The organism is Rhodopirellula baltica SH 1 (assembly GCF_000196115.1).
Taxonomy (GTDB): Bacteria; Planctomycetota; Planctomycetia; order Pirellulales; family Pirellulaceae; genus Rhodopirellula; species Rhodopirellula baltica.
Window position 1 is genome coordinate 2,071,694 of the sequence record NC_005027.1, and the last position, 25,607, is coordinate 2,097,300.

21 protein-coding genes are annotated in these 25,607 nt (G+C 55.2%); 9 read left to right on the forward strand and 12 right to left on the reverse strand.

Annotated elements, in window-relative coordinates; all coding sequences use genetic code 11:
* Nucleotides 1-6: 6 nt before the first annotated feature.
* The 3 genes from hrpB to RB_RS07915 form a co-directional block, all read right to left on the reverse strand.
* The gene (gene hrpB / locus RB_RS07905) at nt 7-2,496 is read right to left on the reverse strand and encodes an ATP-dependent helicase HrpB (RefSeq protein ID WP_164921689.1); all 2,490 of its coding nucleotides are present in this window, start codon (nt 2,494-2,496) and stop codon (nt 7-9) included.
* Nucleotides 2,493-3,842 carry a glucuronyl esterase domain-containing protein gene (locus RB_RS07910; RefSeq protein WP_164921690.1) on the reverse strand — a complete coding sequence of 450 codons (1,350 nt, stop codon included), beginning with the start codon at nt 3,840-3,842 and terminating at the stop codon, nt 2,493-2,495. The genes hrpB and RB_RS07910 overlap by 4 nt, the downstream gene beginning before the upstream one ends.
* A 68-nt stretch (nt 3,843-3,910) precedes the next feature.
* Nucleotides 3,911-4,576 carry a family 16 glycoside hydrolase gene (locus tag RB_RS07915; RefSeq protein ID WP_164922777.1) on the reverse strand — a complete coding sequence of 222 codons (666 nt, stop codon included), beginning with the start codon at nt 4,574-4,576 and terminating at the stop codon, nt 3,911-3,913.
* A 385-nt stretch (nt 4,577-4,961) separates the two neighbouring features.
* Between RB_RS07915 and RB_RS07920 the strand changes: the two genes are divergently transcribed.
* The 6 genes from RB_RS07920 to RB_RS07945 all read left to right on the forward strand — a co-directional run bounded on the left by RB_RS07920 (nt 4,962) and on the right by RB_RS07945 (nt 9,880).
* Entirely contained in the window at nt 4,962-6,452 is a 1,491-nt protein-coding gene (locus tag RB_RS07920; RefSeq protein ID WP_164921691.1) for a sulfatase family protein, read from the forward strand.
* A gap of 27 nt (nt 6,453-6,479) precedes the next feature.
* Nucleotides 6,480-7,217, forward strand: coding sequence for a hypothetical protein (locus RB_RS07925; RefSeq protein WP_164921692.1), 738 nt, complete (start codon nt 6,480-6,482; stop codon nt 7,215-7,217).
* A 36-nt stretch (nt 7,218-7,253) separates the two neighbouring features.
* Nucleotides 7,254-7,967: an alpha/beta hydrolase gene (locus tag RB_RS07930; RefSeq protein WP_231846319.1), complete on the forward strand. Its 714-nt coding sequence runs from the start codon at nt 7,254-7,256 to the stop codon at nt 7,965-7,967.
* A gap of 187 nt (nt 7,968-8,154) precedes the next feature.
* Nucleotides 8,155-8,973 carry an alpha/beta hydrolase gene (locus RB_RS07935; RefSeq protein WP_231846320.1) on the forward strand — a complete coding sequence of 273 codons (819 nt, stop codon included), beginning with the start codon at nt 8,155-8,157 and terminating at the stop codon, nt 8,971-8,973.
* A 411-nt stretch (nt 8,974-9,384) separates the two neighbouring features.
* The gene (locus RB_RS07940) at nt 9,385-9,591 is read left to right on the forward strand and encodes a hypothetical protein (RefSeq protein WP_007326358.1); all 207 of its coding nucleotides are present in this window, start codon (nt 9,385-9,387) and stop codon (nt 9,589-9,591) included.
* Entirely contained in the window at nt 9,581-9,880 is a 300-nt protein-coding gene (locus tag RB_RS07945; protein WP_164921693.1) for a type II toxin-antitoxin system RelE/ParE family toxin, read from the forward strand. The genes RB_RS07940 and RB_RS07945 overlap by 11 nt, the downstream gene beginning before the upstream one ends.
* Nucleotides 9,881-9,943: 63 nt before the next feature.
* On the opposite strand, the gene RB_RS07950 is transcribed toward RB_RS07945, so the two are convergent.
* The 3 genes from RB_RS07950 to RB_RS07960 all read right to left on the reverse strand — a co-directional run bounded on the left by RB_RS07950 (nt 9,944) and on the right by RB_RS07960 (nt 16,477).
* Complete coding sequence (locus RB_RS07950; RefSeq protein WP_011119689.1) at nt 9,944-11,611, reverse strand: serine/threonine-protein kinase; 1,668 nt, start codon at nt 11,609-11,611, stop codon at nt 9,944-9,946.
* Nucleotides 11,612-11,746: 135 nt separating this feature from the next.
* Entirely contained in the window at nt 11,747-13,183 is a 1,437-nt protein-coding gene (locus RB_RS07955; protein ID WP_164921694.1) for a DUF1501 domain-containing protein, read from the reverse strand.
* A 132-nt stretch (nt 13,184-13,315) separates the two neighbouring features.
* Entirely contained in the window at nt 13,316-16,477 is a 3,162-nt protein-coding gene (locus RB_RS07960) for a hypothetical protein (protein ID WP_164921695.1), read from the reverse strand.
* A gap of 104 nt (nt 16,478-16,581) precedes the next feature.
* Between RB_RS07960 and RB_RS07965 the strand changes: the two genes are divergently transcribed.
* Nucleotides 16,582-17,568 (forward strand): sugar phosphate isomerase/epimerase family protein, encoded by a 987-nt coding sequence (locus RB_RS07965; protein ID WP_011119693.1) that lies wholly within the window; start codon nt 16,582-16,584, stop codon nt 17,566-17,568.
* A gap of 127 nt (nt 17,569-17,695) precedes the next feature.
* On the opposite strand, the gene RB_RS07970 is transcribed toward RB_RS07965, so the two are convergent.
* Nucleotides 17,696-18,994 carry a GlmU family protein gene (locus RB_RS07970; RefSeq protein ID WP_164921696.1) on the reverse strand — a complete coding sequence of 433 codons (1,299 nt, stop codon included), beginning with the start codon at nt 18,992-18,994 and terminating at the stop codon, nt 17,696-17,698.
* Nucleotides 18,995-19,211: 217 nt separating this feature from the next.
* Between RB_RS07970 and RB_RS07975 the strand changes: the two genes are divergently transcribed.
* On the forward strand, nt 19,212-20,399 hold the full coding sequence (locus RB_RS07975; protein WP_011119696.1) for a hypothetical protein: 1,188 nt from the start codon (nt 19,212-19,214) through the stop codon (nt 20,397-20,399).
* 117 nt (nt 20,400-20,516) lie between these two features.
* On the opposite strand, the gene RB_RS07980 is transcribed toward RB_RS07975, so the two are convergent.
* From RB_RS07980 to RB_RS07995, 4 genes are all read right to left on the reverse strand, one after another.
* On the reverse strand, nt 20,517-21,059 hold the full coding sequence (locus tag RB_RS07980) for a hypothetical protein (protein WP_011119697.1): 543 nt from the start codon (nt 21,057-21,059) through the stop codon (nt 20,517-20,519).
* 68 nt (nt 21,060-21,127) lie between these two features.
* Nucleotides 21,128-22,456, reverse strand: coding sequence for a vWA domain-containing protein (locus tag RB_RS07985; protein WP_164921698.1), 1,329 nt, complete (start codon nt 22,454-22,456; stop codon nt 21,128-21,130).
* A gap of 199 nt (nt 22,457-22,655) precedes the next feature.
* Entirely contained in the window at nt 22,656-23,126 is a 471-nt protein-coding gene (locus tag RB_RS07990) for a TadE/TadG family type IV pilus assembly protein (RefSeq protein ID WP_011119700.1), read from the reverse strand.
* 11 nt (nt 23,127-23,137) lie between these two features.
* Nucleotides 23,138-23,623: a TadE/TadG family type IV pilus assembly protein gene (locus RB_RS07995; RefSeq protein ID WP_007326371.1), complete on the reverse strand. Its 486-nt coding sequence runs from the start codon at nt 23,621-23,623 to the stop codon at nt 23,138-23,140.
* Nucleotides 23,624-23,804: 181 nt separating this feature from the next.
* On the opposite strand from RB_RS07995, the gene RB_RS08000 reads away from it, so the two are divergent.
* Complete coding sequence (locus RB_RS08000; protein WP_011119702.1) at nt 23,805-25,271, forward strand: prepilin peptidase; 1,467 nt, start codon at nt 23,805-23,807, stop codon at nt 25,269-25,271.
* A 43-nt stretch (nt 25,272-25,314) separates the two neighbouring features.
* On the opposite strand, the gene RB_RS08005 is transcribed toward RB_RS08000, so the two are convergent.
* Nucleotides 25,315-25,605: a hypothetical protein gene (locus RB_RS08005; protein ID WP_011119703.1), complete on the reverse strand. Its 291-nt coding sequence runs from the start codon at nt 25,603-25,605 to the stop codon at nt 25,315-25,317.
* Between the last annotated feature and the right edge of the window lie 2 nt (nt 25,606-25,607).

Below are 25,607 nucleotides of genomic sequence, written 5' to 3' on the forward strand. Positions count from 1 at the left end.
TGGCACTCAGCGACGCTTCATTCCGTTGAAACTGGCCGCCGCCGACAAGGGGTCCTCTGGCCAATCATGTTTCGGGTACCGGCGTCTAAGTTCCTTGCGGATTTCGCCGTAAGTTGAGCCCCAAAAGCTAGCTAAGTCATTGGTAATTTGTTGCGGCCGACCATTCGGACCCAGCAAATGCAACTGCAACGGCTGTCGTCCTCGCAATATTCGCGGAGTTTCGGGCCAACCAAAACAAAGCTGAATTTTCACTTCGATCCAAGGTGGTTTGCCTTCGACGTAGTGCACCGCCACCTTTCGTCCCCCCGGCAACTGCACCTCTTCAGGAGCTTCCTCCTGCACAATCTGCCAAGCCGAATACCCGATCGTTCCTAGAACGTGATCCTTCCATGGGGCGGACCTCAACTCTTGAAGGCTTGAGCGGCCGACGCACATTTGCCGAAGCAATTCCAAATGCATCGCTTCGGTAACTGAGGGAACCTGGTCGTCGACTTCCCCAACCATTTCGATCCGATGCAATAGCTTCTGAAATTTGGCACCGCCGAGTGGAAGCTGCATCTTCGCGTTGTCGAACAAGATCGACGCGGTTTCCTCATCGCCGGGAACCTTGGCCGGCGTCTCACGAAGAATCAAGTCGCCGTAGGTCACTTGGCGTCGGCAACGAACCGCACCGCGTTCTGCGTCCCATGACTGTGTTTGCACGGTATGAACCATTTCACCGTCCAACCATTCCTCCTGGATTGGCACAGCCGCCCTCACTCGAGATTCCGTCCCACCGCCGTCCACGTCAAAGCAAAGCAACAACTCTTCGTTGACTCCTTCGCCCAGTGCTCGCGTCAGTCCCGATACACCGCGACCACCGACCATCCGGCCGCGATCGGGTGAATCCGCACGACGCAAGACGACTCGGTCGGGATAAGCGGACAGCAACGCTCGGGCAACCGCCACGTCACGATCCATCTTGGCGGCCTCACCTTGTCCCGGCTCTCCTTCGGGCAAAGAACGACGAATGGTTTCGGCCACCGATCGAAGCGACTTGATCGAAAATGCGGAAACAGATCGTGGCACTCGATTGTTTTCAATTGCATCGACTTTGTCCGCCAGCGTCATCGACGTCATGTCTTCCAGAGGATCTCGCTCACTCATCAATGCCGCCAGAATCGCGACCGAAGATCTCGGCAACGATCCGACTGCTTCCGTTGTCATCCTCGCGATTCGCGGATGCAATGGCATCTCTGCCATGACCTGACCAGCGCGGGTGATGCGACCACTTTCATCGATTGCTCCAAGCATTCGCAGCAAAGCCTGAGCTGTTTCAACAGAATGTTCAGGTGGCGCTGTCAACCATTGCATCGCGTGCAGATCTGTTTCGCCGTGGCTGGCCAGCATCAGCACCACTTCGCTTAAGTCCGATCGCAGTATTTCCGGAACGTCATATTCGTCGCGGGATCGCTGTGCCGCCTGGCTCCACAACCGATAAGCCTCTCCGGGCGCTGTCCGCCCCGCACGGCCAGATCGCTGGTCAGCGGATGCCAATGAAATCGACGTCGTCTCCAATTTGGTCAGCCCACGACGGGAATCAAATCGGGGGACTTTCGCCATCCCTGAATCAACGACCGCGGTCACTCCATTAACCGTCACCGATGTCTCGGCAATGTTGGTCGACAAAACCACTTTGCGATCAGCCGACGGTCGGATCGCTTCGTCCTGCTGTTTGGGAGAAAGCGAGCCGTGCAGCACCACAGTGCGGACATCATTGGGCAAGTCCACTCGCTCCAACTCCGATTGCACTCGGCGAATCTCCCCCACACCGGGCAGGAAAACCAGCACGTGTCCGCTGCTACTCTCCAAAGCATCGCGAATTGGTTTGACCATACGCCTTTCAATCCGCTCGCCCGGCTGATCTTCGCCATAGTGAACGCTGACCGGGAATGCACGTCCTTCGCACCGCAACGAAACCGCGTTTTGCGAGTGAACTTCATTCAGATATTCGACGATGGGTTCCGTTTCCATGGTCGCGGACATCACAACCAAACCCAAGTCGTCTCTCAATTCAGAACGCAAACGATGCGTCATCGCGAGGGCCAGATCCAGTTCCAGAGTGCGTTCGTGGAACTCATCCAAAATCACGCAGGCGACATTCTCGAGCAACGGATCCGACTGCATCCTTCGTAGAAACATGCCAGTCGTCATAAACAGCACGCGAGTCGACTTCGATTCGCGGCGATCCAATCGAACGTGGTACCCGATCGTTTCACCGATCGACTCGTTTCGCGAACGAGCGATCCAGTCCGCCACCGAACGCGCCGCCAATCGTCTGGGCTGAATCACCCAGATCTGACCCGCGACGTCGTTATCCAGCAGTGTTTGCAAAACGGCAGGCGGCACCCCGGTCGTTTTACCGGCACCCGGTGGAGCCTTCAGCACCACCGCATTCCCGCTATCGATTGCCGTTTGCAGCGGCGAGAGAACATCTTCGATTGGAAGTCGATTCATCGAGACTCGGTTTGCAGCGTCCGATCTGCTAGGTCCAAGTAGCACTCCCAATCGTAATCCGCGAGGTCGTGTTTGCCTTCGCGAAGGTGGTACTGCATCGGCCCCGCATTGATGACCGATTGCTCGTTCGGCATGGACGCTTCCTCAACAACTTTCACATCTTCCGAGGACATTCCCAGCAACTGATAAACAGGCGCCGCGGTTTGCCATGCCAAAAACTCGCCCTTCGGGTCCGCCCATTCATCTTGCGTTGCACTCCCAACCGCGATCGCTCGGGGAGCCGACAACGCGATCAATTGATGCTGGTCGATCGGAAGTGCAGATTCGTTCTCGTTGTATTGCAAATAGGCGTCATTGAACCAGTGCGGGAACGAAGTGTTGATGCGTGCCACGGTTTCGCCAATCGCACGCCGGCAAAGTGCCGCTCCGCCGCATCCCGAATCATTGCTGATCACCATCGCGAAACGAGGATCGGTCGCACCAGCCCACAAAGACGTCTTGCCCAATCGTGAATGGCCGAGCACGCCCACTCGCGTCGCATCCACGTTCAGTGCTTCGGTTTGCTCAATGGCATCCAATACACAAGACAATCCATACGCCCAACCGGCAATGCTTCCGGGACGATGGTTTTCAGGCAACGACGCGATGAACTCTCGCATCAACCCGTGGACCCCATTCTCGAAACCATCATCAAAATCGGGATCAATGTCGCCGTAATAAACCGTGAGCATCGCATAGCCCCGGTCAGTGATCATCTTCGAAGGCCAGCGAGTCGACGCGACACCGCGACCGGCTTCGATCGCCTTGCTTCCATCGGTCGTTCCATTCCGCCGATCGCGAACCCAACTGGTCGGAATTCGCGTCTTCGGGTCTTCATCGATGGTGTGGTTGCCTTGAAAGTTCAGCCCCAATATCGCCGGCACTGGATCATCTGACTGTGGCACGTCGGCCAAAACCTGCACTACTAGCGGCGAACGATCAGTGGACGAGTCCAAAGGCAAAATGGACACATCCAATTCGTGACGTGTTACGCCCGGTCGATAGTCTCGGTCGCTACGCACCACCTTCACCTTGATATTGCGTTGCCCAGGCATGATGCCGAACACATGCTCCTCAAACAGACGCAACGTTTCCGCACGTCGATCATTCCACTGTTCCGCGGTTTGAACCCGATCGCCGTTCTCTGTTTGCAGAGCGGCGGGCAAATCGTAGGGGGGAATCTTCGATTCGTCGTAGTTTGGCACAAACTTCTTTGTCGTTTGCGCCATCGTGGACGTCGTCATGGAAAGGAACGCCACGACGACGATCGCCCCGAGCATTTGATTGTTGTATTTATGAACTTGCATCTTTGATTCGTTGAAAAATGATTTGGAAAGTTGGGTGCGTACGACTCTCTCAGCGACGCTGGTGTGGCTCAATCCAACGAATAGATTTGCAAGTCATCCACCACGACATTTCGTTTGATTGCCAATCGCAACAAACGTTTGGTGGGATGAGCCATCCCTTCGGAAGAAAATGACGCGACCTCCTCACCGTCGATCGAAACCGTCATCGTGTCTCCCACCACTTCTGCGGCAACGTGATACCACTGTCCCGTTTCCAGTTTGTGCGGCACCCGCTTTGTCTTCGTTTTCAACTTTTCTTTCACTTCGTTGGAAACCGTCCCGGCTTTGCGGGCTTCACGCGTCTTCAGGTCCATCACGCCAGTTTTCAAATCCGCGATCTCAACCGCGTTCACACCCACGTTGACACGAAACAAATGCCCGGCCCAAACCTTCTTGTACTGTAGATCGGCGAAGTTGAGTCCCAACGAGTCCTTGGGATCTTCCAGCATGAACTTCAACTCAACGCGGCCATCGCGAAACTCCATCGGGTGAGTGACCGACACGCCATGATCCGCCGTTTCATGAATGAAGATGCGCATCGCACCGTCCTTCAAATCGACTTGTTTGTGGCCGTTCGCTCGAGACTTGCTGTTTGTGTTCCAGCCGTTACCGACTTCGTCCCGCTCTTCCTGTGACTCGTTGCGTTCAAAACGGTCTTCAAAGATCAATTTGCCAGTCTTGGATTCAACCGCCATTGCATGACCGGTGGTGAAAACGGCCGCGAGAGAAACCATGCCCAAGGTCTTCCATGAAAATTCACAAAAACGTTCGACTGACGGACACAAGCGGTTTGGTACAAAGCGTGGGGAAGAGAACATCGAATGCTCGTGGAATACGGGGTGGGGATGGAGGTGGGTATGCCTTCGCGAATCGACTCGGGTGCAACCTGTCAAACCGGTTCCCATCGCAATCAAGCTCGCGAAAGTGCATCGCCGGAGTATAGCTGAGCGATTCGGTTGCTGTGCAATCCGGTGCGAAGATGCAACCAAACGCTCCCGATCAAAACCGGTTATCTTTTTGGGTCCATCGGAGAGTCATCCCCTGCCACCCGCTGTCCTGTATCTGCCCCAAGCCCACCCTATGAAACTCGCTGCTACGCTACGACTGGCGTTCCTGGCTGCACTCGCAACCTGTTGGCTGAACCAAGCATCCGCCGACGATCGCCCCAATATCGTCTGGATCATTCCGGACGACATGTCCGCCAACTTCTCTTGCTACGGCGAAACCGCAATCGAGACACCCAACGTCGATGCGTTGGCCAAACAGGGCGTGCAGTTCAATCACGCTTATGTGACCGCGCCCGTCTGCTCCACATGTCGCTCCGCCTTCATCACCGGCATGTATCAAACGACCATCGGGGCACATCACCATCGCAGCGGAAGAGGCACCGAGAAAATCGATCTGCCCGCAGGCGTCACGATGGTTCCGAAATTGTTCCAGGACGCGGGATATCACACGTCGATCACCGGATGGCCCATCAAGGGAGGACTGGGCAAAACGGACTACAACTTCGAATGGGACAAGTCCATCTATGATTCGGCCGATTGGAGCGACCGAAAGCCCGGGCAGCCGTTCTTCGCACAAATTCAAACGCAGGGCGGCAAACTACGCGGCAAAGATGCGAAAGGTTGGGACAAAGTTGCCAATTCCGCACGATCGCGATTTGGACAATCGACGCCGATCGAATCGGTCGTTTTGCCACCGTACTATCCCGATCACGCCATCATCCTTCGCGATTGGGCCGCATACCTGGATTCTGTTCGTATGACTGATGCGATGGTCGGTGAAGTGGTCGCCAAACTGGAAGAACAAGGCGTCCGGGACAACACACTGATATTGTTCATGACCGACCATGGCATCAGTCATGGACGAGGGAAGCAGTTCTTGTACGACGAAGGCCTGCATGTACCGTTGGTTCTTAACGGCCCTGGCATCGAGCCCGGTACCGTCCGAGATGACCTTGTTGAACACATCGACATCGCTGCCCTGTCATTGGCCGCAGCAGGAATTGAGATTCCCGAATCGATGCAAGCCCGCGACATTCTCGCAGCCAATTACCAGACTCGAGACGCGGTGTTCGCCGCTCGCGATCGATGCGACGAAACCGTCGATCACATTCGGTCGGTTCGAACAGATCGGTTCAAGTACATTCGCAACTTCCTGTCCGATCGACCGTACTTGCAACCATGTGCGTACAAGGATGCGAAGGCAATCCTGATCGCTCTTCGCGAATGCCACGAGGCCGGCACGCTGGATGAAAACCAGTCGCTACTTTTTCGCAACGTTCGTCCAAAAGAAGAGCTGTACGACTTGGACAGCGACCCACACGAACTGCACAATTTGGCCACCGATCCGGAACACCAATCGACCTTGTTTGCATTGCGAGAAAAGCTGAATCAATGGATGACACAGACCAACGATCGCGGCCGAACGCCCGAGTCACCGGCACAGTACGAGAGCGACATGAAGGTCTACCTTGACACGCTGCGCATCCGATCGACACCCGAACATCTGCAAACAGTTGAGCAAAACATTCAGTGGATGAAAACCATGGTCGCCGACGGAAAATGAGTTCAACGTCATCACCGAATCAATGACATGAGTGAAGATTCAATCAATTTGGAAGTTGCGTCGCGAGCTGAATTGGTCCGTGTACTCAAGCAGTTCCCGCTCACCTACGAGCAGCACCAGGTTCTGAACAAACCGGGCATGAAACTTCTCGTTCAACAATTGCTGCGCAAACGAGTTCGCTTCACAATCGGGCTCGGTGTGCTCGCTGCAACTTGCTCGGCCTTTGCAATCCAAGGCATTGCTTCTTCAAGCATCTACCTCCCGTGGATCTTGGTCGCCGCATTGCTGGGACACTGGTCATATCGGCGAATCCGAAGATCTAACTCGCTACGAGAAACTTTCCATCGCTTCGAACAGAGCCGTTTGGGCCAAACCGATCAACAAATCTCACTTGGCGATGCACTGCGGCTGTCTTTTTCGCTCGACTACGATGAACATCAAGTGATCCATCAAGGAGATGATCAATTGGTCGCAGACCGGATGATCGATCGGCTCAACAAGAATTCAGCAACCTTGGCGTTGGGGGCAGCCGGGGTGGCGCTTTTGACTTGGAATCGGGCTGGTCTTCAATCGTGGCCGTTCATCATTGTTTTAGCGGCCGGCGTTGCCGCATACTCCTGTCAAAATTGGTTGCAGATTCGGCGGGTCAAAAGAATCGTTGGCGAACATGCCGAATCGACGATCGAATCCGGTGAGGATCCGCTTCATGTCCTGGCTGAAGCTTTCGGCGACGAAGAGCATGCCACCAGTTCAATGCCTTCGTGATCTTTCATGGCCTTACCAGTCTTTTCAGGACAAACGATGAAACGCTTCCTATTCCTAACGCTGTTGATTATGGGATGCACGGATCCAGCAACGCAGCTCCAAACGTCTGCAACCAACCAATCACCATCGCCAGTCGAACCGGAACCGACACCTGAACCTTGGGGTGGCCTCAAAGTTCAATTCGTCGGCCAGCCATTAGCGGACGCAAAACAGATCGTCGTGATGCTGCACGGATATGGAGCTTCGCAGGAAGACCTGATTCCACTTGGCGAATACATCGGCGTGGAACAACAATGCCAAGTCTATCCAGAAGCCCCCATCTCCGTGCCCGATGGCGGATTCGCATGGGCCACTGAAGACGCACACTGGGAAAGTTCCACCAAGCAAATCATCGCCCTGATCGAGGAACTGCATGACTCCAACCAAGACGCCAAGATTGCTGTGGGCGGATTCTCACAAGGAGCCACCTTGGCGAGCCTTCTCGCGAAAGATCCTGGGTTGCCGATCGACGATCTGTTCCTTTACTCACCCGCTTGGTTGGAATTCAAATCCGAACTGCCTGATAAAGTCAGACCGGACGTGCTGCTAGCCCATGGACGCTTTGATCAAGTCCTACCGTTTTTTGATGCAAAAGAAATGCTAGGCGCGCTGCTTCGTCACGATGCGAACGTGAATTGGATGCCGTTCAATGACGGCCACACGATCCCGAAGCAAGTGGTTGACGCGACGCGAGACAAACTGCTGCGTTGAGACGGTGTTGCGGCAAGCAAAACGCGATTGTGACGAGTCACACGACGTTGATAGCGAGGATTGAGTCACCACGCATTCGAATCTTCGATCCGTTTCGCCCCAGCCTGGTGTGTTATTCTGCGGGAAGTCACCTCGCCAGATCCTCTCCAAGTAGAGCCCGATGAGATCATTGTCACAGCGCGTATTGATGTCAGTTTTGTTCTGTCTCGTCAGCATGTCCGTCATCACGGTTCCAGCCTTCGCTCAGCGAACTCGCAAACCGATCACCTGGGTCAATTCGGACATTCCAAACTTCCCCGGTTTGGAACACAAGGTTCTCAAAAGCGAAACGCTGGGACATGAGGTGGGATATGTCGTTTGGACGCCGCCGGGATTTTCCGTTGATGCTGACACTCGTTATCCCGTCGTCTATTTCCTGCATGGTGCTGGCGGAAATGAACGATCAGACGCCGCTGGTTTCGCATCGCTGATTGCCAAAGGCATTCAAGACAAAACGATGCCGCCAGCGATTTGTGTTTGTCCCAACGGCGGAATGAGCGGCTACCGAGGTGAAGTGGAGTCGATGATCGTCGACGAGTTGATCCCATTGATCGACTCGACTTATCCCACCCGAGCTGACGCGCAATCGCGAGTCATCGCGGGTTTCTCAATGGGCGGAGCCGGTTCGGTTCGACTATCGCTGCTGCATCCCGACTTGTTTTGTGCCGCGGGCAGCTGGGGCGGAGCGTTGGCGTTCCGTGGCGAACCTGAAAAAAGCCCTCTGCTTCCAGCCGTGAAAGAGAACGCCGACACACTTCGTAAGAATGGTTACGCCGCGTTGCTGATCAACGGAGACAGCGACCGCCCCGACGCGTTTGCATTGCTTGCAGAAACGTTTCGATCACACGATATTTCGCACCAGGTCGTGATCGTCGAGAACACCAAACACAATCTCGGAGACTACCACAAGAAGACCGCGGATCAAATGATCTCCTTCCTTGGCAAACAGCTCCTACGAAACCGTTGACTCGCCCAGAGCAAAAATGTGCGATTCGTAGATGTCCATGAAACGGACTACCCGCACGGATCAAGTCCTCCTATCATCCGCCGACACGCTCGAGAGGCATGTCGCTCAGACTTTCATTCAGTGTGCCCACTGATTATGCCTAACGATGAGGCGCGAAAGCGATCGGCGACCAGATTGCTCAGACGATGGTGCCAGCTTCCATCGCCGAACAAGCTTTCCAAAAAAAGTTCTCCCAGTGCCCAAGGCTTTCCTGATCGGGAAAACCCTTGCAAAACACGCAAATAGTGCGCAAAACGGCGTTTCCTTCAAATTGCCTCTTGCGACAATTGCAATTCTTTTACGGGAATTCCCTTATTGGGGCATACACAAATGGAGCGAAACCGCTAACATGGGGGGACAAAGGAGACTCCAATGAACGAAACACTGAACACCTCCGCAAAGTTTGCGGCTCGCGACACCATTGACAGTCTGCCCGATGGCGCAAGCTGGGATGAGGTCCTCTACCGCTTGTACATTCGCCAAAAGATCGAATCCGGTCTGGCCACCGCAGAATCATCTCGGTTGGTCGGCACTGACACCGTACGCGAACAATGGAACCAGGCTCGCAATGCAAGTTAGTTGGACCGAATACGCCGTATCGGATCTGTTGGCGATTCGAGACTACATCGGACGAGACAGCGACAAGTTCGCGGATTTGATCTTCGAACGTATCGTTGAGCAAACCGAACGTCTTCTCGAATACCCTGACGCCGGCTCGATCGTTCCCGAGTTTGGCCGGGAAGATGTGTCCGAGATTCAGGTCAATTCATACCGTGTCGTTCATCAAATCTTTGATGACGAAGTGCGGGTGTTGACGGTCTCACATGCGACGGCCCCTTCCGCAGTCCTGGTCGGCGACGGTCCCTGAGTCCAGCGATCCCACGTCACGTGCAAGGCGGCTCTGATTGTTTCAATGCCGTCGATGGTGGTGCTATTCCATTCGGCGATAGCGTTTGGAGAACACCAGCATCGTGACCATCCACCAACCGCCCAGGAACAACGGCGCGGCGACCGGAATCGCAACCGAGGCGAATGCCATTCCGATAAAACCCATCCCGAGAAGCGCGCTGCCGCCCCACATGTGACCCGCGATCGCGATGAAGGCAAACCCGCTCATCACGCACGCCATCACCATCACTCCGGAATGATCGAGGTTGCCGCTGATCCAAAGCAGATTGATGCTGGACAAAGCGACCAAGTAACCGAGCCAAATGGACCAAACGGGACGCTCCGCTGAAATTCGCGGAAGCCACAATCCATCACGTGCTCTTCCGATCACCCAAGCGATTCCTGCCAACATCAACAGGCGTGGAACGAAGTAGCCCCAGAAAGCGGGCTGGCTCCATGCGGCCAGATCACTCGGCGTATCGACATATACCCATTGCATGATCACGAACATCGCGATGTGAGCGGCCAGAACCACATACCCGATTCCTCGCAGAGCACGTCCCCAGTTTTGAAACGCGTGCAAGTGTTGATCACGAGCCAACTCTCGCGACATCCGATGGACCAAACCATCCGGAGCAGCGAGCGGCGTTTCACCAACCAGGATTCGATCCAAGTCATCGGCCAGTTCGTCCGCGGATCGATATCGCTCCGTTGGTTCGCATGCCATCGCTCGCTGGATGACGTGATCCAAATCGGCCAATTCGGGCAGTCGCGGCATCCCACCGGGATACGCCAACCGAAGCGAAGGCGGTTCATCCGATAACACTCGCGAAAGCACTTCCGCGGTGGATTCACCACTATGGGGTGGCGATCCGGTCAACATGGAAAACAACATCCCGCCGAGCGCATACACGTCAACCGCATCCGTCAAATCGCCACAACCGCGAGCTTGCTCCGGGCTCATGTAATGAGGCGTGCCGAGGACCTGTCCGTTGCGAGTTAGCTCCGGCGCATCGCGGTGAAACTTTGCCAAACCGAAGTCCACAATCTTCGGGACGCCATCATCGATGAGAACATTTTCGGGTTTTAAATCCCGGTGAATGATGCCGCGAGAGTGTGCGTAGGCAACTCCGCGAGAAATGTCTCGCATGAATGCGACGGCTTTCATGACGCACTCTTTCACTTCCGCGGTGGCCATTGAACCATCGCGGCAACCCTCGCGCTGTTGATCGACCAACGACTGCAACGAATCCCCCGAGACCATCGGCATCACGAAGTAGTCGATCCCACGCCAGCATCCGATACTGTGAATCGGCAAGATGTTGGGATGCGACAACGAAGCCGCCGCCTCCGCTTCGACACGGAAACGCAACCGCACCTCGTCATTAGCGAGAACGCCGTCACCGATCAGCTTGATCGCAACAACACGCCGAAGCGAATCCTGCTGAGCTTCGTAGACGACACCCATGCCCCCGCGAGCGACTTCGCGAATGATTCGGAATTCGCCGATCGTCTGCCCGACCAATGTGGCGGGCTCCGCATCTTCGCTTCCGAGCCAACGGTGGTTGCGAAAGAAGTCCCTCAACTCTTCCGCGTGATCGGGGTGCTTTTCCAAGTACTCGTGCGGATCCGGCCGCTCACCATTCTCTTCACGCACCAGGATTTCCGCCAAAACGGAATCCAACGATGATGGCGAATCAGGGTCGTTCACTAGATCTCATCACATGAAAAATGGCTGGAAAACACAGAATGTTTTCCAGCCATTGTAGCTTGCATTGATCGCACTCGCCCGCCAAGAGACCAACGTCAACAAAGGCGTCGCGATACGGCGAACTGGATTGAACGGTCAGGCAATCAGTTCGGGAATCACTTCGCCACCGAATTGAGACAGCTGCTTGTAACGTCCGCCGTGGAAGTAGGTCAGCTTGTTGTCGTCCAAACCGAGCAAGTGAAGCATCGTCACGTGCACGTCGCGAATCGGGTGGACACACTCGACCGCTTTCGCACCGATCTCATCGGTCGCGCCGACGATTGAACCACGACGTGTTCCGCCACCAGCGAACCACATCGTCATCGCATCGATGTTGTGGTCACGTCCCAACGCGGTCACACCGCCGCGATAGTTGTTGTCAGGTGTTCGCCCAAATTCGCCGGTCCAAACAACCAACGTGTCATCGAGCATCCCGCGTTGCTTCAAATCTTTGATCAAAGCGGCAATCGGTTTGTCAACACTTTTGATTCGAGCTGCGTGACCGCGTTCCAGGTAGTCGTGGCTGTCCCATCCGCCCGAGAAGATCTGGACGAATCGCACACCCTCTTCGACCATGCGACGAGCCATCAAACATTGCTTGCCGAAAGCTGCCGTCTCAGGATCATCGACGCCGTATGAATCCAGAACGTGCTGTGGTTCGGTTTTCAAATCAATCAAATTGGGAACAGACGTTTGCATCCGGAAGGCAAGTTCATAGCTCTCCATCCGCGCGGCCAACTCACCCGCGTTGGGATGCTGTTCCAACGAACTGGCGTTCAAATGATCTTTGTTCAGCGCCGCCAACTCATCGAGCATCCGACGTTGATGTTGACGCGTTCGGTAATCACCTGGCTTCAAATCCAAAATCGGCGAACCTTGCGCACGAAGCGTTGTGCCTTGATAATAAGCCGGCAGAAATCCGTTGGACCAGTTCGCACTGCCGGCCTGTGGCATCGCGAGTTCTGTCATCACGACAAAGCCAGGTAGGTTTTGGTTTTCGCTGCCCAACCCATAAGTCGCCCAAGCACCAACGGCAGGGTCGCCACCCAAGCGGCTACCCGTGTTCATGTGCAACAAAGCTTCGGGGTGATTCAAAGATTCAGCCTGACAGCCACGATAGACGCACAACTCATCGGCAACTTCGGGCTGGGCCAAGTGAACAAATTGGTCACACATGTCCAATCCGGACTGGCCAACCTTTCGAGTTTTGAATGGGCTGCCGACATAGAAACGTTTGCCGGTGGCCAATCCCTCGGTGCGTTTCGATTCAGTCACATGCAATCGATCAAGTTCAGGCTTTGGATCAAATGTGTCCATCTGCCCGGGGCCGCCTTCCATGAAGAGCATGATGACCGCTTTGGCCTTCGGCGGAATCATCGGCTTCTTGGGTGCCAGCGGCGACGCAGCGGAATCAGATCCCTTTGCGTTGACACTGTCGGCGGCCAATTGCGACGTCAGCGCTAACGAACCGAGCGATGCACCAAGACCACAAAAGAAATTGCGACGTTGCAACGTTTGCCAAGATGACTGCATGAAACTCAACTCGAACGAGAAAGGTGGGAAGTTCTGCGGGACCCTCTATTCTAACCGTGCCCTCTGACTTTCGTCGAATCTATAGCGGTCGTTTCGGCGATTCCGCCTCAATTGAGCGACAACTTCTATAGATCAGGGTTTGGCTTCAAAGGAGTGATTGATCACTCGGTTCCCGTCTTGCTCGATCGCACGCAACCACATTCGGGTGCCGAGCAAATCTTTGCCGTTGGGCCAATCGATGTTCCGCGAAACAGTGTCTCGTGGTGGCAACACCAACACGCGACGTTCGTACTGGCGATCTCGCCCGGCGAACAACAAACAATCAAAGTTCGTCAATCGATTGGTGTGGTTGACCATCTCAATTTTCACTCGCAGACGACCGTCCTGCCCATCGTCGATCAGCCGCGTTGTGACGCGAATATCGAAACCTTCGGGCCCAATGCTGATCGTTCGGTGAACCCGAATGACCGTCGGCGGCATCGTTTCGAACGCGAAATCGAGCGGGAGTTGATACGCACCAATCGTCGCATTGTTCTCCAGCGTCACGCCAAAATCGACTTTCGTTGATTCCTTCGGCAGCAAATTCCATGGCTTCTTCGCCTCGTCCAAACGCCAAGAATCCGGCGGCACGATGGCCATTTCACCAGCCAAAGATTGGTTGATCGGATTGCGAAATTGAACGCCGAGCGGTTGTTGCAGCCCCAACAACGCATCGATTCGGGTGCGATCCAAGCGGACTGACATCCGAAAATCAGCGAGAGATTGGTCGATTCCGACCAAAAACTTTGGCACGCGTCCGACTGAGATTTGCTGGACGCGTCGACCTTCGTGTTCAACCAAATTCAGCGGGGTGCGACGTCCCCACACATCCACTTCGTAAACGTTCTCGCCCAAGTACATGTGCTCGATTGTGGGTGTGTTCGCCCAAACCATCAAAACAGATTCTTTGTCGCCTCGAAAAATGATGTTGTCGCTGCCGTTCTTCATTCGCAGCGAGCCGGCGTTGTTGCGGTGCCCCAGCAGCAGACTGGCGGTTCGGAATGGCAACAACAACTCGTCCGGCCGTCCGTCGCTGGTCAACACCGCCGCTTCTTCATTCATCGGATCGCTCAAGAATGCCGCCGCCACGTCATGACCTCGTGTCGCTGCCATGCGGAGGACCAAGTCCGTGATTCGCGAATTCAGATCATATTTCTTTCGCGATACGGGATTGATGGTCAGCCAAGTTTCCGGAGGTCTCGCCGATGCAACCAATCCAGCGACAACCGCTTTCTCACGTTCCTGAATTTCGCGGTCCAACATCGCGTCCATTTCCGCAGCGGTTAGCGGCGACTTGGAATAGCGATGCAATCCACGCCAGCTGTCACCCGCGGTTGCCGGCGGCGTATCAACCCAAGACCAAGCGATCATGGTTTGGATGGGTTGGCCGAAACCTTGCAGCCCCGTTGAGATGCCTTCCAACGTGGACTCGATGTTCGATTGGCCCATGAAACTGTGATCGTCGTCGGCACCCAATTGCCATAGCCGAATCCGCATCGTCATGCGGTTCATCAACGGTTCCAACTCCGGACGCCACGCCGACTGGTCACGAAGCAAACTTGCAACGCGCGTGTCGTTCTTGTCTCTCAGCTGGTAGGCGTGAAGTCGATCTTCCGGTGGTTGATCGAGCAAACCAATCGGTTGGATTCCGCGGTCGCGCAATCGGAATGCAAGCAGGGCCGCCGCATCGGCATGATCGGGTTGGTCCGGCCCAAACCAGACTGGCAACTTCGACCACCCGATTCCGATCAGCTGCATCCATCGGGCGAGCTCCCGTTCGGAAAGTTTGCCCGTTCGGTGCCGCTCCATCAGTGATTTTGGCAATGTCCACCCAAACGGGGTCGGGTCAATGACATCGGATTCCGACTGGAATGTGGCCAGTGATGGCAGACCAAGGATGGATTCCTTCGTTTCATTTGGATCACCAAATTCCGACGGGTCGTTGGTGATCCTCCCAAGAACGATGAACGACGTCTCGTTGGCGAGCGATGCTCCACGATCGTTCTCCATCGACGCGGCGACCCGATAGAAACCGGGACGCAAATCGTTGAGGTCCCATCGATAGTGCAGCGAACTTGAATCGTCCAAGCCAGCGATCTGCTGCTTCGGTACGACACCCTTCAGATTCAATCGTTTTGCTTCCTGGGCCGTCTCTTTCGGTTCACCGGCATCCTTTTCGGCTTTGGAATTGTCCTCTTCCGCCTGCAAACGTGCGGCTTCCTCGACTGGATCGATCGCCCGCGTGAATGTCCCCAGCGTTTTGTTGTGTTGGTCGTATAAACGCAAACGCAATCGAGTGTGCTCGTTGGACAGCCCTAACATTTCGCTTCTGACAACGACGGTTTCACTAGGCAGATAGACACCCAACGATTTGTCCGTCGCAACTTTGAGTTGTGGGTACTGACGAAACATCACGTTGTCAAAACCAACGTGCCCGGTGATGTCTTCCAGTCCATCCTCGCCACCAACAACCATCAGCCGCACATACATGCGATCGGCGCGACGCGGCGGTAGCAGATCGGTCAACGTCAACGTCGTCCAATCGGTGCTCTTCGTCACGTGCTCGGTTTCTCGGATGCCCAGCTCATTGCCGGATGCATCTTCAAACACGATTTGGGCGTAGACGTGATCGTGCACCAGACCTTGGGTGCGAACATCCACACTGAATTGATACTGGAACGTTGGATTGGCGGGCAGCGACGGTGACTCGACTCGAGCCAGTCCACCATCCAGATGAATGCTCAGACAACGATCGACCAAAATGTCCGCGAGCGACGGCGGCAAAGGTGACATGTTGGGATAAAGCTGACGCAGCCTCCGCCAAGGCTTCAATGCCGCGGTGTCCATCGGCAATACGACCTCCTCGAGCTTCGGGTCGCGGGCTTCGATGCGGATGCCGACGTAATTGGGGTACCCCGGACCGTCGTATCGCAACCAGTTGTCCGGCCATCCACCAAAATCCTTGTCCGATGCCCGGGAGAAATCCCAGCGAAACCGCCGCAGGCCCGCCGGCCCACGAGTTGATTCCACACTGCTGCGATCGATCAAAGATTCGCGAGGGATTCGCTCTCGTCGCAGTTTTTCATAACGTGTCGGTTCTTCAGCGATCGCGGACACAAATAAGCTGCCCAGTATCATCCAAAACGCGACGATGCAGCAACAAATCGCTCGCAAGACGAGGCTCAACCGGACTCCGACTGATTCGCTGCCGGTGGCGGAACCCGCGAAAGCGAGACCCTGCCGGGCGTGAAACACATTGCCCCCGCTCGATGTTCTCGACCGGAAGGCGTATCGTGAAGGGTCGAGTTGGATCAAGCGTCCCACCATGACCTGGCTGCCTGCATCGGAGAACGAACAGATTGGCTGAATTGAAACTTGCCGTCCGAATGGACGCCATCCCGGGGACCGGTGCCTCGGCCACCGCTCTACGTAAATCATTGACCATCGCAGCGTCGATGGGTGTTCGAAGTGTCGAATTATGTGGTCGAACCCACGTACCCGTATCTGAATTGTCGGACACTGGGGTTCGGACCTTGCGGAAAATCCTGGATGATTTGAATTTGCGGATTGCATCCATCCGGTTTCAAACCAGGTTTGGGTACGACGTGACGGACCATTTGGACGAGCGGGTCGATGCGACAAAGAACGCGATGAAGACGGCATACCGTCTCGGCGCCCCGCTGATCATCAATCAAATCGGAACGGTTCCTCCACGCCCGCAAAACATTGATCAAGCGGTCAAGAAAGCGGGCAGTTCGCTGTTGCTGGGTTCGTCCAGCGAGTCAGACGACGCGGATTGGAGCAATGACTTGCCAGCCGACCTGGCCGCTGAACTTGCCAATTCGATCGCATCCTCGCGTATCGGCAAAGCCATCGCGGGGCAGGGTGCCAAAGGCAGCGAGGCGTCTCGGTGGGAAACACTTCGAGAAGTGATGGATGACTTGGGCCGCTACGGCGCCAAAGTCGGCTGTTTCCTGGCGGCGGAAACGGGAACCGAATCAGGACAAGACTTGGCCGCGTTGCTGGATGCGATCCCGGACACCTTTGTTCCGGTCGCTCTCAACCCTGGGCAATTGATCATCAACCGCTTTCGAGTCGACGATGCGATCAACGCGCTCGCGTCGCGAATTTCGATCGTCCATGCGGTTGACGGTGTGCTGGATCTGGCCGCCGGTCGCGGTGTGTCTGTCCCGGTTGGCGAGGGCACCGCGGACTTCCCATCGATGTTGGGGCGTCTAGAAGACATCCCTTACCGTGGCCCCTTCGTCGTCGGTCGCCCCGAGATGCGTCCTGAAACCGCCATCATGGAATTGCAGCAGAGCCTGGAATACCTGCGCAACCTCTAACTCGGACGGTCCAACTAACGGAAGTCAAGCTAGTCGATCGCGACCTGCCGGCGCCGATAGAGTGAATTGCCTGCGTTTTGCTATTCAGGCAAATCACGGTTTGGTTGCGATCTGATTTCCCGTTGCTCTAAAGTGCGAGTTGATCCGACGTCTCGCGTTCGGACTCGGTCCGATCGTACATCGCTTGAATCAGATCCATGTCGCACTGGCGTTGTTCGACTTTTCGACGTGCAAACATCCGGGCTTGAGTGTTGATCATCACATCTGGTGGCAACAAAGAAGTCTGACCGAACAAGCGGGCGTAGTTGACATAGCTGGGCACGTTGCTGGTAACGAATCCATACAACATGCTGCAAACGCCGATCACTTTACCGGTGAAGATGCCCGTGTTGATGGCGGACTTGGAATAGTCGCCCATCACGCAGCCCAAAAACTGCATGCCGGTCGCCATCTTGCGATCGCCGTATTCGATATTGATCTTTCCGTACGTGTTCTTCAAGTCGCTGTTGCAGGTTCCCGCACCAAGGTTGATCCAGCTTCCCAAATAGCTGTGTCCCAAGAATCCGTGGTGCTGCTTGTTCGTGTATGCCTCAATCACCGACGCCTCGACTTCGCCACCGATCTTCACCGTGTGACCGAGTGACACGCCGTCTTTGATCGCCGAGTGCTCGATCACTCGCGTGCTGTGTCCCGCGTGCAGTGGACCTTCCAAGAAACAAAACGGGCCGACTCGAACGTCTTCTTCCAATACGATCGCACCACCCGAAGTGTGGATCGAACCATACTCACCAATCGACACTCCCGGTCGAACAAAGACACCGTCTTCTCGCTGCGTGTAATCACCGTGTTCGATGCGGTAGTTGACTGAATCGTTCATCGCGTCCATGTGCGACGACACAACTTCGTGCGGCCATTGAAACGCTTTCAGATTGAAACGCGGACTAATATTCTTTCGAGCCAATTCTTCCATTCGTGCCATCGGAGTCTGATCTGCATCGGACGCAGCAGAACCATTCAGTTTGGCGACGTCAGCCGCCGTGATGAACGCCGCCAACAACTCGGTGTCGACGCCGTTGTCTTTGCCGATCACCGAAGCGGTTTCGCCGGCCTTCAACAACTGTTTCAACGTCTCGTAGGTCTGCACCGAAGGCACCAATCTCGCGTTGACCAGCAACACGTCTTCATCGGACGGCATTTCCGTCGCTGGAGCCTGCAATCCGTGGTCGGCTTCTTGGATTGGCAGCAAATACTCGCGAATCAGTCCTTGAATCTGACACGCCTTCGTTCCCGTGCCGCATTCGCTCGCAAGTGTCTTCAACCAATCCAACAATCGAAAACTGGCGCAAGTGATCGCGTACGCGGGCCGCGCATGGACGATCGGACAGAGCTGTTCCACGCGAGAATCTTCGAAGCAGAGAATTTGCATGAGCGGGACCAGACGAGGGAGGGACAAAGACGCAGCCAAACGGCAGACCGGTTGCAACGGTTGGGCAGTTTACCGGGCATCGTGATCGAGGTCGCGGGGACAACTCGATGCAAAATCATTGGTCCGCGTTGATGGACGAAACTAGAGTTGAACTACACAACTTTGATGCTCGCCGGAATACTCGACGTCAGCATCCTTCGCTAGCTGAGTCAAACGTTTGCCTAGTTCGCCAAAGTTCGCTCGACGCCGCAAACTGCGACAACTGATTGCGGCATCGGCTTGCATGGCGTTCTCGACAACGGCCACCACCACTGTTGCAGAACAACCCAGCCCACCGTCAATCGACGCGAGTATTGACGAAGCCAGCTATTTCAAAACGGCTGCGTGTTTGCCCGAATCTGAACTGGCACGCATCGATCGCAACGTGTCACGACTGGAATCTGATTCCGCGGTGATTCGTCGGCTGACCGCCGATCGCTTGTATTCGAAAGCCTCCAACGGCGACGTTGCGACCTGTGATGCGATTCTCTGTCGCTTGCGAGGACTGCGGGTCTCGTTTTCGTTGGACACCCGCCAACTTGCGGATCAATTGATCGAACGAATTCGCTTGGCTTGCCATCAACGCTCCGTCGCAGCATTGACTCCTTCACCGTGGGGAGATTCCAGTGACGCTTTCAACCGTGAACTGGAACTTTGGTGGCAACAATTTTCACAGCGTGCTGGCGATGACAATGATGCGATTCGCCAATTTCAGTTGGTTGCTTTAACGGCGGGCCCCGATTGGCACTGGAACGCCGCTGCCTCATTAAGTGATGCAAAAGGCGGCGATAAAGACTGGTCATGCTTGCTAGGAATTCAGGTTCCCGACTGCGGAATTCGCTATGTTCCCGCGGCAAAACAGCTGCAAACCAAATTGATGGCGACGTGCACCAACTCGATCGACAATTGCACGGCATCGGAACGGGTTGTCGGACGCTTGATCGACTCGACCATTCGCCGCAATCCATACGGATGGTCACGCGAGACCTGCTTGGGCATCGCACTGACTCATCATCGATCCGAACTGGTCAACGAGCTGTGCGAAAACATTTGGAACACCCCCGGTGTTCGAGTGCGCGAGCTAGGACTTTCCCTGCTGGCCGCCGACCGCGTGAATCACGATGGGTTGACCGAACGACTGAATGAATGCTGTAACGATCAGCGTGTGATCACGGTACTGCCCGGCCAAGCTCACTTTGGTGTTGGTGAGGCCGACTGGCCTCATTCGATTGTCGTGCCGCGAGTCAGCGACGTTGCCCAATACTTGTTGTGGAAACGCGACGGCATCGACGCTCGGCAGCATGGAATGACTGCCATCCAAGCGGATCCGGTATGGGGCGTGCGATTGGAATCGATCGGACGCTGATTCGGCACTCATCGTCTCAAGAACGATCGGGAAAGACTTCTCTACCGACAAACGAAAACCGCGACCGATGTGGGATCGGCCGCGGTTGCGTTTTGCGTCAGAAGTCGAAACAGCTTCTCAGTAGCTGTTCGGTGAATCTTCGCGAAGCTTTTCAAGGCGTTGTTGCTGATGCCAAAGAATCGACTCTGGGACCACGTTGCCTTCTTCGTCGTAGTAGCCTCGTTGCTTGGCGCTTTCGGCGACCTTGTTCTCCAATCGTTCGACTTGCGTTTTCCATTGAGCGTACGCGTCGCGGTGATCGGGAACCTGTTTTGTTTGTTCAATCCAAATGCGACGTTGACGATCGCGGATGAATGCGGCGTCTTCCTGCATCGCTTCGGCCAAAAAGATTTCGTTTCGCTGTTTGCGAGCACGAAACTCTTTGTCGTTTTCAACGCCACGCGATGTCTTGGTGGCTTGGACCGGCTGCACCTTGGAAGCCGGAGCACTGACCATGTGCACGGTATTGCGAAGCAACACAATGCAACCAGCGATCGAACCGATCGACAGTGCGGTGAAGATCAGCAACCTGCCAATCCAATTGGGCTTGGCAGGTTTGCGAGACGCTTTCGGAACGAGACCTTCGGAAAGCAAACGATTATCAGGAGACGTAGATTTCATGTCTTACTCTAGGTCACACTTAGTGACCGTGACAATTTTTCGCGTTTGAAACGGACAACTGAGCAAGCTCAGTTGGTCAGGATCGTTGGCAGGTTGTTGGCAATTTCTTCGAACGCACTGACCAATTCATCACCCGAATCGGCATGGTAGTGCCGTCCCAATCCGGTCACGGCGACTTCCTGCATTGTTTCCTGATCAGCACCGCCGCCAAACGTGACGGTTTGGATGTTCAAGTTGGACGAGCTCATCAGTTGTTGAGCAACAGTGTTGGGCTGCGTTCCGTAGTTGTGATTTCCATCGGTCATCACAACCATCGTTTTCGAAGCGTATGGACGAGCGTTTTCATGCGTGAAAGCGGTTTTGCCCGAGTTCATTCCGTTACCAATACCGGTTGAACCATTGGGGGCCAACTGTGCAACGGCGGCACGAACCGAGTCGAAATCATCCAACAACCAACAATCCAATGTGCCGTGGCTGTTGTAGCTGGCGATGGAGACTTGCTCGTTCTGAGGCGTTTGATCGAGAACTCGAAGGAAGGCGTCAACCGCCAACACCAAGTCTTCCCAAGGTGTGTTTGGAGCGGGTCCAAGTCCGAAGACTTCTTCCCATGCGTGATCGTAGAGATCGTATTCATCGTAGCCGCGGTTGTAGGAAACTCGGCGAATGTACTGAGGCTGACCATTCCGATACTTCCATTCCAAATCAACAATGCCAGCGTCTTCTGCTGAGATCAAGCTGTCTTCGCCCCAAGGATCAGCGTCATCTGGCCAATCGTAGGTCTTCCAGTCCATCGAACCGCTGCGGTCGAGGACTAAGCTGATGTCACGGTCGACTTGCATCGCAGTTGCCGAAGCCACTGGGCTGAAGTCACCGATCGAGAATGTGTTTGGGAAGATGAATGGAACTGGCCCGAGCAACGAATCATCGGTTCGTTTGCCATTGATCCGAACAGAACTGACGGCCACCAAATTGGCGGCGACGTCTGATGTTGGCACTTTGGTGAAGTAGAACCGACCAGTGTTGCCATCGGTTTGAGCCGAGACACCGAATTCAAACTCATTGGCGGAGTCATCGGTGTTGAGTTGATAAGGTTCACCGGCCACCTCGTTCATGGCAGCCGTCAAACGAGCAGCCGCTTTCGCAGCTTCGACCGTTTGCTCTTCGCTGAACGCACGACCGCCAGCCCGAGCGGCTGCGTCGGTTGCGATTGCGAGCTCGGTTTTGACCAGCTGCATCTGAGCCAAGTTGATACAGAATGCGGCCAGCAACGCCAGCATTGGCAATACGAATGCCATCAGCACCGTGATACCACCACGACGAGATTCGTCGCGTTGGGTCAATGCAAATCGCACGGGAGCGGGGGAAACAAACATCGATGGAACTCCAAAACAAAACATTGGAAAGGAAAGCGAATGAGGTCCCCCCGGACCGAATTCATTTGGTGACTTGTGTTCAACCGCGCGAAACAACGAGCGGCAAGCAATTTTCTAAAAGGTGTCTTTGGTTCGTTGGAAGATGAAGTGTCAGCAATCTTTTGCGAGGCCCACGATGTGTATTCGCATGAAGGGCAGCTGCCACTCATGTCCGGCTCATGGATCAATCGGGGACTCGGAAGAAGCCGTTGTATCGTTCGGTTTGCATCGTGGCCGACGACGTCAATTCGAGGTTGCCCAAGAACATCGGTGCGAACAAAGCCACGTCGTCGAGGCTCAAGCTCACCGTGACGGTGACTTCCTCGGTGTCATCATTGATTGGTGTGCATTCGACGTCGTAACCACTGGCGAACAACGACTCCATGATGGTCTCGGCTTCCGCAATCGCTTCATCCGCAGTTGCACCGGGAACGATCGCGGTTCGTGCGGCGTAGTAGGCGGCGTCTTGTGCCAAGTTGCGTGCCATATTCATTCGAGCCAATTCCATGCACATGAAAATGGTCAGCAACAACACGTTGCAAACGATGGCGAATTCCACCAACGTCGCTCCATCACGTGTCGCAGCACGGCGTGCCGGAACTCGACATGGCCGTGATGGTGTGCGGCCGGCGGAGGCTTTGGTTGATCGGATCATTGGGGCGATGCCTACTCTTGATTCTTGAATTCTTTACGCATCGTGATTCGATGCGAAATCTGCAAATCGTTGTACAAACCCGCGGGAGCGTACAAATTGCCCGCGGCGGGCACGGTGACCACGATCGTGACGTGTTCCAACGTGTCCGCTGAGCTAAAGGTGCTGTTCTCAAACGACACCGAGTTGCCCTCGTACTGGATTCCTCGTTCATCCAAAATCTCTGCCACGCGAGCTCGCACGGCATCGTCGGTGCCGCCACGATTGATGCCGCGACGGGCACCTTCGTAGGCCGCGATGGCGACGGTTTCTTTCAAGAAAAAGATCGAGCAAAGATCGACCGTCGCAAATGTGAATGTCAGCAACACGGGCAGGCAAAACGCGATCTCCGCCGTCGCGGTTCCGCGACGAGGTTGATTCAGGCGACCTCCCGATCGCGCACTGCCAGCTTTGGTAAAGCCGGAACGTGTGCGTTTGGAGGTGTGGTTTACAGGATTCATGTTACGGAGACCAAAGGCGTTGACGGCCAGTGAAGTTTTGGCCCAGGAACGATCGGGCCATTGAAATGCGGGGGAATGGGTTCTCAAGGAGGACCTCTAACGGAAACCTAGCTTTGAAAATGGACGTGGGCGTGAAAAATCTTTGAAAACCTTCTAACCTCTGCGCAGGTCCACGTTTTGTGTGCTGCTTCCCACAACCGACGGCAAAGTCCGCATGATTGATTCGACCTTTCCCGCACCTGTCGTTGATTCGATGGCACCGCGACTGATTGCGTCGCAGCCCGATTTTCAGATTGCGCCAACGCATGGCTTGCTAGGAGAGATCACACCTGATTGGTTGGCGGGTGGAATGGCGGCCTGGTTGGCACTTTCGACCACCACGCAAACAATGGTCCTGGCATTGCTCGGAATCATCGGTGGGGCAATCGCCAATCACATCATTCCGACGTGGTGTTGGTACCCACGTCCAATTTCCCCCTGGGTCAATCGCGAACGCTGGCCGTTGCTGCCCAAGTTCCAAACGATCTCGGAAGGACTTCCCGCTCGAACCTGGATGGACCGCATCCCGGTGATTGGTTGGCTGCGTTTACGACGAGAGTCCGAAATGTTTGGTCGCTGGTTCTGGGTTCGGCCGATTCTGATCGAACTGTCACTAGCGGTGACGCTGCCGTTGATGCACCACGCGTATCTAGGCGGTCAGTTGTTACCCGCGGGAGTCTTGCCAGCCACGATTGCCGCGTGCACCGATTGGATGGCTTTGCTGTTCTTTCTGCACGCGGTGTTTTTAGTGTGGTTGGTCGCGGCCACCTTCATCGATTTCGATGAACGCACCATTCCTGACTCGCTGACCATTCCAGGAACGATCTTCGCCATCGTGGTTGGAACAATCACGCCGTTCGCTTTCTTACCCGGCACTGTGGTATCGAACTCCGTGGAAGGGATTGCACCTACCCTGGCCAATCATCCGTATGGTTTGTCTCCGTTTTGGAGCAGCCCCAACGGCCTGTTCACTGGGCTGCTGATCTGGGCGGTGTGGTGCTTTGCTCTGGCTGATCGACGTTTCTACCTCCGTCGCGGATGGTCAAAAGCCTGGGCGTACTTTTGGTTTGGTTTGAAACGTAATCCGGCATCTCGAATCTTGGTCGCGATATGGTTGGTCGGTTCCATCGCAATCGTATCCGTCTATCTGAGCAGCCCGATCGGCTGGATGGGCATGATGACCTCGCTGACGGGATTGGCTGTCGGCGGAGGAACAATCTGGATCGTGCGATTGGTCTGCGGATGGGCAGTCCAAATGGAAGCGATGGGATTTGGGGACGTCACGTTGATGGCCATGATCGGAGCAGTGATCGGCTGGCAAGGCAGCATCCTGACTTTCTTCCTCTCACCGATCGCTGGGTTGCTGATCGTGATGGTGGTCTTTGTCATCAACCGAGATCCACGAACGCCTTACGGTCCGTACTTGTGTGTCGGCACGTTGCTGGTCGTTTGGTTCTGGGACGACGTTTACAACGCTCGATTTCGTACAACGCTGTTGCTGATGGGCGACGTGTTGCTTTGGATGGCCATCGTCATGCCGCCGGTTCTGGCCGGAATGATGTGGATCACTCGAAAGATTCGATTGCGATTGCTTCCCGATCCGGAATGAGAGTGAACGAGGGCGTCCACGTCCGCCGTTTGCCAACCGGTATCTAAAACAGCATCAGCAAAAAACCACCGACGAAAACCGCCAACACCACCCAAACCGTCAAATGCCAAAGCGGTCGTCCACCTGCCCAATCCTTGCGATTGGTCGAATCCGGAAATTCGCGAGCCAAAAATTCGTCGTAGGAATCGTCGTCCCAGTCGACGGAGTACTCTTCCCCCTCGACCGCATCTTCGTCCAACTCGTCGTCGTAGCTCGACTGCCACGAATCGTCGTCCCAATCGTTGCTCATCGAAGGTTGTATCTCGCTGGTCGGATTCGCTCTGGCCTGATTCACGC

Bases quoted from the DNA above. Each gene is read 5' to 3' on its own strand.
- RB_RS07990 (WP_011119700.1), bottom strand. From the start codon at position 23,126: ATGATCCGATCAACCAAAGCCTCCGCCGGCCGCACACCATCACGGCCA.
- RB_RS07945 (WP_164921693.1), top strand. From the start codon at position 9,581: ATGCAAGTTAGTTGGACCGAATACGCCGTATCGGATCTGTTGGCGATT.
- RB_RS07915 (WP_164922777.1), bottom strand. From the start codon at position 4,576: ATGGCGGTTGAATCCAAGACTGGCAAATTGATCTTTGAAGACCGTTTT.
- RB_RS07930 (WP_231846319.1), top strand. From the start codon at position 7,254: ATGAAACGCTTCCTATTCCTAACGCTGTTGATTATGGGATGCACGGAT.
- RB_RS07920 (WP_164921691.1), top strand. From the start codon at position 4,962: ATGAAACTCGCTGCTACGCTACGACTGGCGTTCCTGGCTGCACTCGCA.
- RB_RS07910 (WP_164921690.1), bottom strand. From the start codon at position 3,842: ATGCAAGTTCATAAATACAACAATCAAATGCTCGGGGCGATCGTCGTC.
- RB_RS07955 (WP_164921694.1), bottom strand. From the start codon at position 13,183: ATGCAGTCATCTTGGCAAACGTTGCAACGTCGCAATTTCTTTTGTGGT.
- RB_RS07995 (WP_007326371.1), bottom strand. From the start codon at position 23,623: ATGAATCCTGTAAACCACACCTCCAAACGCACACGTTCCGGCTTTACC.
- hrpB (WP_164921689.1), bottom strand. From the start codon at position 2,496: ATGAATCGACTTCCAATCGAAGATGTTCTCTCGCCGCTGCAAACGGCA.
- RB_RS07935 (WP_231846320.1), top strand. From the start codon at position 8,155: ATGTCAGTTTTGTTCTGTCTCGTCAGCATGTCCGTCATCACGGTTCCA.
- RB_RS07985 (WP_164921698.1), bottom strand. From the start codon at position 22,456: ATGTTTTGTTTTGGAGTTCCATCGATGTTTGTTTCCCCCGCTCCCGTG.
- RB_RS07925 (WP_164921692.1), top strand. From the start codon at position 6,480: ATGAGTGAAGATTCAATCAATTTGGAAGTTGCGTCGCGAGCTGAATTG.
- RB_RS07970 (WP_164921696.1), bottom strand. From the start codon at position 18,994: ATGCAAATTCTCTGCTTCGAAGATTCTCGCGTGGAACAGCTCTGTCCG.
- RB_RS07980 (WP_011119697.1), bottom strand. From the start codon at position 21,059: ATGAAATCTACGTCTCCTGATAATCGTTTGCTTTCCGAAGGTCTCGTT.
- RB_RS07940 (WP_007326358.1), top strand. From the start codon at position 9,385: ATGAACGAAACACTGAACACCTCCGCAAAGTTTGCGGCTCGCGACACC.